10 protein-coding genes are annotated in these 11889 nt (G+C 68.2%); 7 read left to right on the forward strand and 3 right to left on the reverse strand.

The features are described 5' to 3' along the window. Positions 1-35: 35 nt before the first annotated feature. The 3 genes from ABT288_RS02995 to ABT288_RS03005 are packed head-to-tail and all read right to left on the reverse strand — an operon-like array spanning position 36 to position 2045. A complete protein-coding gene (locus tag ABT288_RS02995) occupies positions 36-950 on the reverse strand; it encodes an ArsR/SmtB family transcription factor (RefSeq protein ID WP_351602072.1) in 915 nt (304 codons plus the stop codon). 28 nt (positions 951-978) lie between these two features. Further along, complete coding sequence (locus tag ABT288_RS03000) at positions 979-1260, reverse strand: PqqD family protein (RefSeq protein ID WP_351602075.1); 282 nt, start codon at positions 1258-1260, stop codon at positions 979-981. Continuing rightward, on the reverse strand, positions 1257-2045 hold the full coding sequence (locus ABT288_RS03005; protein ID WP_351602078.1) for a nucleotidyltransferase domain-containing protein: 789 nt from the start codon (positions 2043-2045) through the stop codon (positions 1257-1259). Before ABT288_RS03005 ends, ABT288_RS03000 begins: the two co-directional genes overlap by 4 nt. Before the next feature lie 410 nt (positions 2046-2455). Between ABT288_RS03005 and asnB the strand changes: the two genes are divergently transcribed. From asnB to ABT288_RS03040, 7 genes are all read left to right on the forward strand, one after another. Continuing rightward, positions 2456-4627 (forward strand): asparagine synthase (glutamine-hydrolyzing), encoded by a 2172-nt coding sequence (gene asnB, locus ABT288_RS03010; RefSeq protein WP_351602081.1) that lies wholly within the window; start codon positions 2456-2458, stop codon positions 4625-4627. After that, entirely contained in the window at positions 4627-5619 is a 993-nt protein-coding gene (locus ABT288_RS03015; protein WP_351602084.1) for a diiron oxygenase, read from the forward strand. Before asnB ends, ABT288_RS03015 begins: the two co-directional genes overlap by 1 nt. A 465-nt stretch (positions 5620-6084) precedes the next feature. After that, complete coding sequence (locus ABT288_RS03020) at positions 6085-7443, forward strand: hypothetical protein (protein ID WP_351602087.1); 1359 nt, start codon at positions 6085-6087, stop codon at positions 7441-7443. An 11-nt stretch (positions 7444-7454) separates the two neighbouring features. Beyond that, entirely contained in the window at positions 7455-8348 is an 894-nt protein-coding gene (locus ABT288_RS03025) for an isocitrate lyase/phosphoenolpyruvate mutase family protein (protein WP_351602090.1), read from the forward strand. Then, on the forward strand, positions 8345-9469 hold the full coding sequence (gene aepY, locus ABT288_RS03030) for a phosphonopyruvate decarboxylase (protein ID WP_351602093.1): 1125 nt from the start codon (positions 8345-8347) through the stop codon (positions 9467-9469). Before ABT288_RS03025 ends, aepY begins: the two co-directional genes overlap by 4 nt. After that, complete coding sequence (locus ABT288_RS03035; RefSeq protein WP_351602096.1) at positions 9469-10686, forward strand: phosphonoacetaldehyde reductase; 1218 nt, start codon at positions 9469-9471, stop codon at positions 10684-10686. Before aepY ends, ABT288_RS03035 begins: the two co-directional genes overlap by 1 nt. 33 nt (positions 10687-10719) lie before the next feature. Beyond that, positions 10720-11757: a C-terminal binding protein gene (locus ABT288_RS03040; protein ID WP_351602099.1), complete on the forward strand. Its 1038-nt coding sequence runs from the start codon at positions 10720-10722 to the stop codon at positions 11755-11757. Positions 11758-11889: the final 132 nt, after the last annotated feature.

Below are 11889 nucleotides of genomic sequence, written 5' to 3' on the forward strand. Positions count from 1 at the left end.
GCGGCGGCCCCAGAGCGCCGGCCCGGGGCCGCCGGTCAGTCGCCCAGCTGTTCCAGCAGGGCGAAGCCACTGCGGTCGAGCTGGTAGAAGACCTGACCGCCGAGGCGTTGCCGCCACACCACGCCCGCCTCCGTCAGCACCGCCAGGTGCTGGGAGACCGTGCTCTTCGCAAGGCCGAGGGACTGGGCGACCACGGTGGTAGTTTTCGGAACCTGAAGGGCCCTGATGACCTTCGCGCGACCGCCGCCGATCAGCAGGGCCAGGCGGTCGGTGCCCGGCTCGGCGGGTTTCTCGTTCTCGACGGTGTGGAGAAACCCGGTCGCCCTGGCCTGATAGGACATGGCTGTGACGTGCTCGTTCGAAGTGAAGATGCGCGTCACGGCGGAAAACATACTGGGGACGAACACCAGCCTGGACCGGTGGACGGTACGGGTGAGGTCAAGGTGGTAGGGGGCGGTCAGCCGGGGCTGCTGCCACAGCACACGACCCTCCAGTTCCGCCAGCATCGCCTCCGGTCCGTTGACGGCCAGTGTCCGTCCCCGGAAGAGGACCTCCTCCTCCAAAGAGGCGCGTATGGACGCCCAGTAGGGGCTTATCGCCCGGTTCCAGTAACTCTCGATCAGAGTGGCCGCACGCTCGTCCTCCCCGTCGTCGCTCTGCTGCCGCAGGAAGTCGAGTTCGTCCTGCAGCGAGGCTCGTGAGGGGTCGGGAACATATGCGTGAGCGTGGCGGAGGAACGGCGTCTCCTGCCGGTGGACCAGATGCACGACCGTATCCATCAGCTTCGGGGGTACCGAGCGCCGGGCTTGCCGTACCCAGCCCGCGTACGGCGATGGAACGGCCCCCCGATATCGCGCGAGGAGCGCCAGACTGCCGAGCGTCTCCCACAGCGGGCTGAGTGCCAGCCTGATCGAGCGCAGGCTCTCGTCGTCGAGGTCCAGGCGAATCATGACGACACGAGGAGGACAGTGGTGTGCGTCACCATGTGAAGATCCTGTTGTCGTCCTGATCCGCGAGGAACTCGACGACATCAACGAGCGCCTCCGCCTGATCGATGCCGTACTCCGTGGCGACCGCCTCGGCGACGGCCGTGACCGTCCGAGACCCGTCGGCCAGACGGTAGATCAACTCCGCAGGGCCGGACAGCAGAAGTGCCTGGTCCCGGAATCCGAGCAGTAAGCCGTCCGCGACCCGGCGTATCCGGATGCCGAGGGTCCTTCGGGGCACATCAAAGGGGCCGGGCGACGGCAAGGCGCTCACGAGACCTCCACGCGCATTGCGATGTCCTGGCATATCGTCAATACCTTGTTGATCCAGGGGCGTGGGTCCTCGGGGTCGTAGTCCCGCATGGTCTCCAGAGCCCAGTAGTCCTCGAAGGAGAGGGCGGACGGACGGACGGCCCTGAACCGCTGGGGCCGCCACTTCGGCGCCTGACTGCCGAACTGCCCGTGTCCTTCGAGGAGTGCGTCGACGCTGAATCCCAGGGCGGCGCGTGCGGAGAGCGTGGCGCTCTCCAGGTTGCCCGACTTCATCTGTCCGAGTGCGTCCTCGACACAGTCGTCGGAGGCACCGAGTGAGCGGGCGACCATGAACGAGCGGAAGGCCGACTCGGCCAGTTGCCTGCGCCGGGCCTCGAACCACTGCGCGCCGTGGAGGACCACACAGCCGTCCAGGCGGCCCAGGGCCAGCTCCTCCCGAGGGGCCAGCACCCGGGCCGGCGCGACATCCCGGTTGTACTCGTCCCGCGAGACCTTGGCGAGCATCTGGTCGTAGTGGCTGTCGAGCCAGTACGTCAGCTCCCAGCGCCGGTCCCCCACGTAGAACATCTCGGTGCGCACACGAGGTGGATTGAGCGGCATCGTGATGCCCGACCGACCGACGGAGTCCGGCTCTTCCGACGTGACGACGTAGAAGTCGAAGTCACTCTGGTCGTTGTGCCAGCCGTGCGCCACAGAGCCGACGAGAGCGACCGCGAGGCAGTCCGGGGGAATCAGCTGTCGCTCTTGGAGGGTCCGCAGCCAATGGGCAGAGTCGATTTCGTTCACCTGAGCACCCCTCGATTTCCGTTGCCGGCCCCAGATCTGGGAGCCCGGTGATCATAGATCATCGTCTCAGCTCGGTCGGCTGTCCCACGGGCTCTGATCCTGTGCGTTCGGCAGAAACCGAATCTGTAGGTCCCTCAGCTCCACTCGGCTAATGTGAGCGCCAGCCGGACGGGAGCGGCCTGATGAAGGCCATCGCTTCCCGCTGATTCTCCGGTGAACACGCCGAGTTACTCGATGGAGGTGGGTCAGAATGCAGAAATACAGCAAGCCGACGGCGAAGACCGTTACCCAGGCCGCCTGTTTGAAGAAGGTTGTCTGAAGTAGGAAGAGCCGGTGAGGGCTTCGCCGGTCGAAGCCCTCACCTTCGCCCGGCTCTTACGCGGCACACGGCGGTGGCTGAGGAATAAGAGATGTGTGGAATAGCGGGAATTGCTCGTCTGGACAACCGTACGCTCGGCGTTGAAGCGGACGCCGTCCTCGACCACCTGGCCGACATCCTTGACCATCGAGGACCGGACGAGCGGGACGTTCTCCGCGATGGTGGGGTGGGACTGGCTTTCACCAGGTTGTCGCTTGTCAACCCGGAGGACGGTAGTCAACCACTGGTCAGCGATGACGGCTCGCTGGTGCTCGTCGCCAACGGCGAGATCTACAACCATCGGGAGCTCGCTGCCTCGCTGCCCGGCGACGTGCGGCTCCGTACCGGATCGGACTGCGAGGTCCTGCTCTACCTCTACCGCCAGTACGGGCTTGAGTTCCTGCGTGATGTCCGAGGCATGTTCGCCCTCATCCTGTGGGATCGAGTCGACAACAAGCTCGTACTCGCCCGGGACCGCTTCGGCATCAAACCCCTCTACTACCACCGCAACGACGAGCGCATCGTGCTCTCTTCGGAAATCAAGGGTCTCTTCGCCGATCGTTCCACACCTCGACGCTTCGACTGGGAGCGGGCCCTTGCCAGCCCCCTGCTGGCCGCCGCGAGCAGCTTCAACGACGCACCGGTGACCACGTGGTTCGAGGGAGTCGAACTGGTCCCGGCGGCCACGATTCTGCGCGTCGACCTCCACAACGGCGGTACCACGGAACACCGGTACTGGCAGCTGCCCGGCGAGGCCGACGAGTCCGCGGACGCCCAGGACCTCATCCGGCGGTACGCCGAACTCCTGGAGGACTCCGTCCGGGACTGCGTCACGGCCGATACCGAGCTGGGACTGTTCCTCTCGGGTGGCGTCGACTCGTCCGCCGTCCTCGCACTGGCCGGCGACAAGCGCGGTGGCATGCATACGTTCACAGCGCTCACCGGCGGCACTTTCGACAACGGCGACGCCGAAAACGCCGCTTGGATCGCGCGGGAGCTGGGCGTACCCAACCACCAGGTCGTCTTCCCACCGGACCACGTGCCCACCCCGGAGGAGTGGCTCCGGCTTTTGTGGCTCACCGAGACTCCGATGTGCGGTCCCGAGGTGTACTACAAGCACGAACTCCACCGATTCGCACGTCAGGCCCGCCCCGGCCTGCGGGGCATGCTTCTCGGCGCGGCCAGCGACGAGTTCAACGGAGGCTACGCGCGGGAGCTGGGCGCGGAGGACTGGCCGTCCTTCATGGAGATTCTCGCCCTCATCGACCGCAACACCCGGATCGGGCGGCGTCCGGTTCTGAGGCACTGGTGGGCGGAGGAGCCGTCCTTCATCTCCGAGAAGGCCCTCGGTGGCCCGGAATCCGCCAGCGACAGCATCTACCGCGCCTATCTCAAGTCCGAGTACCTGCAGGTTCAGCAGTACAACGTCTGGCACGAGGACCGCACAGCGGCCGGCAGCGGTATCGAGGCACGTGTGCCGTTCCTGGACCACCGCCTGGTCGACCTGTGTGCGCGGATACCGGACCGGCTGCGCCCTGAACTCCTGTGGAACAAGCGGATACTTCGTAAGGCGGTCAGGTCCCACCTGCCCGAGCGGATCGCCGAACGGCCCAAGGGCCCCTTCTTCTACGGCTCCGGAACGCACCACTCGTACCGCATGCTGGTACGTCTCATGCGCGCGGATTCGCACGCCCTCGTCGAGCGGGCCCTCGCCGCCCCCGGAGCGGCGGACTTCATCGACGCCGAGCGCGTGCGGGGTCACCTTGCCGGGATCGGCGAGGGAAGGACCGAAGCCTCGTCCGTGGAGATGCTGCTGCGTGTCCTGAACATGGGTCTGCTCGCGGAGCTGGCCTCGAACACGCCGCGTCTCGAGGACACCTCGGCCGGCCCGGTTCTTCGGGAGATCGCCGGTGATTGTAGTGCACCGTCCGAGGCCGTAGCCGACTTCCGCACGCGTGAGTTGAACGGCGCGGCCGTGCCCGCGTTCGCGGAGAGCGTGCTCCTGCTCACCGATCCGGCCGGGTCGGACTGGTACCTGGTCAAGGACGGAGAGATCGAGTTCGTACTGCAGGCAGGCACGCCGACACTGGCGGTACTGCAGGCAGTCGACGGCAAGAGCCCGCTGGCCGACGTCCTGGCCCCTGTGGGCACCGAAGGGCAGGAGGAAGCGCACGCCGACCTGTGCAACCTGCTGGACCTCGGGTTTCTGGTGTGGGCCGAGTGATGTACCGGGAAAGAGCGACCGAACCGCTCGTCGCGGCGCGGGCAGCGGGGCGAGCGGGCGTCGGCGCCTACACCAGTAGCTTCGGCCGCTGGGACCGCCTCGCCGGCGTTCGTACCCGGACCCAACGGTCGTTCACGGCCTCGGGATCTCTCTACTTCCCTCCCGAACTCCACCCCGTCGCCACGCATCCGGTGGTCACGCGCCGCGGGGCGGAGCAGGTGGAGTGGTTGCTGCTGCGCCGGCTCCACGACTACCTGGACTTCACCACCGAGCTCGAATCGCTCGCGGTCATACCGGTCGTTACCGCGATCAGCAGGGGGAGGTCGGGCTTGCATCTGCCGGAGGGCATGCGGGCGGACGCCTTCAAGATCGTCACGGATGAGGCGTGGCACGCGCAGGCCTCCTACGATTTCGCGCACCAGGTGCAGCGGGCGTCCGCAGTGCCCGTCGGCAGGCCGCACAGCGGCCCTCCCGCGTTCACGGAACGGCTGGACGTCATCCGTGACCGGCTTCCCCACGAGATCAGAGGGGTGGAGGCGATCGTCTTCGCGATCGTGAGCGAGACCCTGATATCCGGGATCCTTTCGGAGATTCCCCGGGACGAGCGACTGCCTAGGTCGCTCCGGGACCACGTGCGGGACCATGCCGAGGACGAGGGACGCCACCACGTCTACTTCCGTGCCGTGCTCCGTCATCTGTGGGCCGCTCTGACGCCGAAGGAACGCAGAGCCGTGGGGCCGCATGTTCCGGCGGCGATCTACGCGTTCCTCGCCCCCGACTACGCTCGGGCGATCGAGGACCTGCGGATGCTGGGACTGCCGGAGCGAAGCGTCGAACAGGTCGTTGAGGAGTCCTGGCCGGAGGAGCGGGTCGTGCGCGACGTGTCCGAGGCTTCTCGTCCACTCGTCCGCTATTTCGCCGAGGTGGGGGCTCTCGACGACCCGGGCACCCGGAATGCCTTCGAGGAGGCCGGGCTCCTCGGCCGCGACTGACAGAACGGGGAAACCGAAGCCGAATTCCCAGGAAGCCGACGGAAGATCCCCATTGCGGTGATTGGTGGTTTCGTCCTCCGGTGAGACCGCCGGACAGGCGGCCCGTCGCTCGCGGGCGCGATTGTCGATCTTGACAGATTACGCACGGGCGTGATCACATATTGAAGTGATGTTGCGTCAGAGGGCCATGTGGGCATGACTGGCTGGTGAGCAAACATTGAGGCGGCAAGTGGGGTTGCCCATTCGTGCCGGGACTGTATGTGTGTTCATTTGACGGCCCTTGTGTTGCTTTGGCTCACGTGATCGGTCAATTCCTCGCGTGTGGCGACGAACGGATACATGAAGTCGCTTCATGCTGCCCGCCAATTGCCCTTGGCAGCCGGCAGGGGGCCGGGTGCGCGACCCTCCTTTCGGACGGCATCCGGGGCGCTATTCGACCGACCGAAGAGGGACAGGGGGCACCGCGTGCGACCAGAGGAAGGTTTCGCGCGGCGGGCCGGTGCGCTGCTGCGTGCCGCCGCCAACGATCTCAAGCGTGACGACGAGAACGCCGAGCGCGAACTCGGGCTGGAGAAGGGAACGTTCGCCCAGTACGCCGACGGGAGGCGGCCGGTCGACTGGGAGTTGATGCGCCGCGCCGCCCAGACCTGGCCGCTCAACGAGCGAGACCTGCTGCCCCTCCATGACGACAGCCCGGCCGGTGTGCGCATCATGCGGCAGGAGGAGTCCCGGGCCAGCTCCCGGGTGCTCAGCCGGGCAGGCGAGCCCTACTACGAGTACCGGGACACCGCCATGTCCCGCATCGCGTCCTACCGTCCCGAATGGATCCGCATGTTGCGGGTGGTGGACGACAACGAGCCGGAGAACCCTCTCGTCCAGTGGAACCGTGGCCATCTGCTGTACCAGTTCACGTACTTCATCGGCCCGGTCAACTACTACTACCGGTGGGACGGGGTCTCGCACTGCGTTCCCATGGAGACCGGTGACTCGGTGTGGGGCCTGCCCTTTGCGCCGCACTCGTTCGCGGCGCGCACCTCTGCCGAGCCGGCCTGCATCCTCGCACTGACCTACGGCGGCTCCCTGGTCGGAGACGCACAGCGCGAACTGGCCGTCCTGGGCAACGCCGCGACCCAGGCCCTGGCGGTCCCGCTGGCCGAAGGAGCGCGGCTTCCGGGTGCGGCGATCCGATCGTTCATGGACGCGGGGGCGGTCACCGTGGCCGAACTCGCCGACCGTACCGGCATCTCGCCGCGCCGCACCGAGGAACTGGCCGGCGGTTCCGTCAGCCCGGACGCGAAGGAGCTGGCCCTGCTGGCAACCGGGCTGGGGGTCTCGGTGCGCGACCTGCTGCTGCCGCGAAGCGGAACGGTCGACGGGGTGTCCGTCCAGCATGCTCGGGACGCGCGGAGCTGGGTGTGGCCCGGAGACGGCGCGACGGCCTACCGGATCACCAGATTGGCCGGCGACCCTCTCCACCCCCACACGTCCGCACTCCAGGTCGATGTCCTGCTCGATGACGTCGAGCAGGCGGCGCCACTGACCACCTACCAGCACCAGTACCTGTACGTGCTCGGTGACGACCCGGTCGGTCTCCGGTGGGAGTTCGCGGGTGAACGCTTCGAGTACACACTCGGACCGGGTGATTCGGCATACGTGCGTCCACAGGTACCGATCACCTTCGCGGCGGCTCGGGGAGGCCGGCCGCGGGTGCTGCTGCTTCGTATCTCCGGGGCGGTCACCCCGGAGGTGCGGTACGCGGTGGGCACCATGGCGGCCGGCGGCATCGACCGGTATGTGGCCGAGGACCGGCTTTGGTACAGCTAGGAGAGGAACTCATGTCGGAGCGTCCTTCGAAGGGCGAACCCGCGCTGCCGACGTCCAAGGTCGGTCGGTTGCGCGACTTGTTGACCGGGCCGTCGCCGGTTCGCGCGGTCGGAGCCCATGACGGGCTCACCGCCAAGCTGGTGCAGCAGGCCGGCTTTGACGCCGTATGGGCTTCGAGCTTCGAGATCTCCGCCAGCCACGGCCTGCCGGACGCCAGCCTCATCACCATGACCCAGTACCTGGACGCGGCCACCGCGATGGACTCGGTGACCGACATCCCGGTCATAGCGGACTGCGACACCGGCTTCGGCGGGCCGATGAACGTGGCGTACGCGGTGCAGCGCTACGCGCGGATCGGCATCGCCGCCATGTGCATCGAGGACAAGCTGTTCCCGAAGACCAACAGCTTCGCGGACGTCGCACAGGACCTGCTTCCCGCAGAGGATTTCGCTCTGAAGATCAAGGCTGCCCGGGAGGCGCTGGGTATCCGCGACATGGTACTGATCGCCCGCACCGAGTCGTTGATCGCCGGGCGCGACATCGAGGACGCCCTGGACCGCGGTCGTCTGTACGCCGCCGCGGGTGCGGACGCCGTGCTGGTGCACAGCAAGAGCCGCCGGCCCGACGAAGTGCTGGAGTTCGCGGCCCGGTGGGACGTGGACGTGCCGCTGGTGGCGGTGCCCACCACCTATGGAACGGTGAGCGAGCAGGAACTGTACGAGGCCGGGTTCCGCCTGGTGATCTATGCCAACCAGGGGCTGCGCGCGGCTGTCCGAGGCGTGCAAGAGGTACTCCGCGAGCTGAACGCCGCCGGTGCCGCCCGGTCCGTCGACGAGCGCATCGCGAGCATGTCCGAAGTGTTCGCGCTCCAGGGCATGCCCTCGGGTTACCGGACGACGCCATGACGTCGGCATCCGCCGTCGTGTCGGAGCTGGAGCGTGCGGGGGTACGGCTGGTTTCCGGGGTGCCCTGTTCGTACTTCGCGGGGCCGATCAGGCTGCTTCAGGACCACCCTCGCATCCGCTACGTCCCCGCGGCGAACGAGGGTGCCGCACTGGCCGTTGCCGCCGGGGCGCGACTGGCGGGCGAACCGAGCGCCGTGCTCGCTCAGAACTCGGGCTTCGGCAATCTGGTCAATCCGCTCACCTCGTTGGTGCTTCCCTACCGGATTCCGGTACTGGTGCTCGTGAGCATGCGTGGCTGGCCCGTGCCGGATGCCGGGGAGCCCCAGCACCACTGGATGGGCAAGGTCGTGCCCCAGTGGCTCGATTCTCTGGAGCTGCCGCACCGGATGCTGCGGCCCGGCGGACCTGCACTGGAGACCGTGCTCCAGGAGACCCGCCCGGTTCTGGAATCGGGGCGCCCAGCCTTCGTCCTGGTCGCGAAGGGAGCCTTGACGGACGACTCCCCCACGGCCGAGGCGGATGCCCTGGGCGACCGGATCGGACCCGACCGCGACGACCTGGTGGATGCCGTGCTCGCCGAACTGCGAGGCGAGTACGTGCTGTCGACCACCGGCTATCTCTCCCGCGCCCTGTACAACCGCGGCGATCGGGCGCGCAACTTCTATATGCAGGGCTCGATGGGCCACGTGTCCGGTATCGCGCTCGGCGCCGCGCTGAGCCGGCCGACGGAGAAGTTCGTGGTGCTGGACGGGGACGGCGCCGTGCTGATGCACATGGGCACTCTGGCCACGGTCGGCCACCACGCTCCCGAGAACCTGGTCCACGTCATCTTCGACAATGGCGTCTACGACTCGACAGGCGGTCAGCCGACCAGCTCACCCGCGGTCCGCTTCGACGAGGTGGCCCGGGCCACGGGCTACTTCTACGTCGACCGGGTCTCTTCGGTGGGAGGGCTGCGCAGTGCCGTTCGCGCGGCCCTGGAAGCCAGAGGTCCGGCACTGCTGGTGGTGAACGGTCGTGCCGGAGGCACCGCCGGGGAGCGCGCGTCCAGCGCGCTCTCCGTGACCGACATAGCCACCCGGTTCCGCCGCGAGCTCACCGGGGGCCGGGAAGAGTACTGATGTACGAGTCGCTGCCCGCCGTCCACGACCGAGCCGGGATCCCGCATGCGCTGTGCGCAGGTCTGCGGCCTCTGCCCGGCCATGCCGCCGCCTATCTGGGAGAGGGCGCGGCCGGCCGGCTGGGTGGAGTGATCGAGGCGCTCGGCGGCCGACGGGTGCTGCTTGTGCACGGCCGTACGTCCTACCAGCGGTCCGGGGTCGGAAAGCTGGTCGAACAGTGGGCGGGCCGCTACCGGATCGAGCACTTCGACGGCGTCCGGCCCAACCCCCGAATCGAGCAGGTCCGGGACGGCGTGGCCCTGGCCCGCCGGTTCCGCCCGGACGTGGTGGTGGGCATCGGCGGCGGCAGCAGCCTGGACGTGGCCAAGGCGGTCGCCGTGCTCAGCGCGCAGTCCAGCGGCCCTCTCGCGTGTCTCCGGCAGCCGGAACTGGTGACCCGGCCGCGTTCGGCCACCCTCGTGCTGCTGCCCACCACCGCCGGCTCCGGCAGCGAGATGACCAGATTCGCCACCGTGTACGTCGAGGGCCGCAAGCACTCCCTCGACCTCGCCCAGGCACGAGCGGACCTTGTGCTCGTCGATCCGCAGCTCACCTCTTCGCTGCCTCAGCCGGATTTCATCGCCGGTGGCCTGGACGCTCTGGCACAGGCCATCGAGTCGTACTGGTCGGTCTCGGCCGACGAGGGGTCCGGGGCTGTGGCCATCGCCGCCCTGGAACGGCTGCTGCCGTCGCTGGCCCGCGCCGCCGGCACGGGATCCTTTTCGGACCCGAGCGTGCGCGCCGACATGGCGTACGGGGCTTCGCTGGCCGGTGCCGCCATCGACGTCACCAGGACCACCGCGGCACACGCACTGTCGTACGAGCTGACGGCGCGCCTCGGTCTGGCCCACGGCACCGCGGTCGCGCTCCACCTGGACTGGTTGATGGCTCGTCACGCCGCGCTGGACGAGAGCGAATGCCGGCACCCGGAGGGCCCTTTGGGGGTGTGGCGGCGGGTCGAAACCGTCCAGCACCTCGCCAGAGAGGCCACCGGCGGGAGCCTGGAGCAGTTGCTGCGGCGGCTCCTGGCCGCGGCAGGGCAGCCGGTCGGGCTGCGGGAGCTGGCCCTCCCGGTGAACGGCTGGAGGCAGCCACTGACCGCGGCACTCACCTCGGAGCGGGCGTGGAACAACCCGTGCGCCCTCACCGAGAACGACATTCTTCGATTCCTCGTCTGAACCGACCGTTCCCGCCGCCAAGGAGGAACCCCTGTGACCCGACCCCGCGTGCTTTACACCGACCCGCCGTGGCTCGTCGAGGATGGACACCTTGACCCCTCACTGGCCACTGTGGAGCGAGAAGTCCTCGGCCCGGACGTGGAGTTGGTCTTCGGTCCCCACGAAGACGGCAAATACCAGATCACCAGTCCTGAGATGCTGAAGCGGGCGGCCGGGATCGATGTCCTCGTGGTCTACCGCACGCAGGTCACCGAGGAACTGCTCGACGCGGCGGGCAAGGGCCTGCGTGTGGTGGTCAGGCAGGGAGTGGGCGTCGACAACCTCAACGCCGGTCTGCTGGCGCGACGTGGACTGCCTGCCTACAACGTCCCCGACTACTGCGTGGACGAGGTGTCGACCCACACATCCGCGCTGGCCCTTGCGCTCGAACGGCAGCTGGTGCCGCAGCACCGTACCCTCGCCGGCGGGAAGTTCGACATCTACGCCGGTGGCATACCCCACCGGACCAACGGCCGCACCCTCGGCATCGTCGGCTTCGGCCGGATCGGCCGGGCCGTCGCCCGGCGGCTGGGAGCCTTCTACGGCCAGGTCCTGGTCTACGACCCGTACGTGGGCCGCGACCTTGCCGAGGGCTACGGCGCACGCTCCGTCGACACCCTGGAGGAGCTGCTGGCGCAGTCCGACATGGTGACCTTGCACTGCCCCCTGACCCCGGAGACCGACGCGCTGCTCGATGAGGCGGCGCTGAGCCGGATGAAGCCCGGCTCCTACTTGGTCAACGCTGCCCGGGGCCGGCTCGTGGAACCGGAAGGCCTGCACCGGGCACTTCGGGAAGGCTGGATCGCCGGAGCCGGCCTGGACGTCTTCTCGCCCGAGAACCCACACCAGGACCCCCGCTGGCACCCGGTCCTCGCGCACCCGTCGGTGGTCGTCACGAGCCACCGGGCGTTTCTGTCCGCCGAGGCGGAGGCGAGCAGTCGGCGCCGAGTCGCCGAACTGGTCGGCGCCGCCCTGGACGGGCGCACTCACGGACTGGTCGGAAGGGTGACCGCACCGGAATCAGGCCGGTGACCGCAGTGTTGTGCCGGGCCCACAACGGCGGGCCCCGCCCCACCGACGGGGCACACGACACCCCACAACACATCACCCCCCGCACGGTCGACGGCTGGAGCCACAACCCCCGGGCCCAGACCCCGCCAGCGA

It is taken from the genome of Streptomyces sp. NPDC001093, assembly GCF_040298985.1.
Taxonomy (GTDB): Bacteria; Actinomycetota; Actinomycetes; order Streptomycetales; family Streptomycetaceae; genus Streptomyces.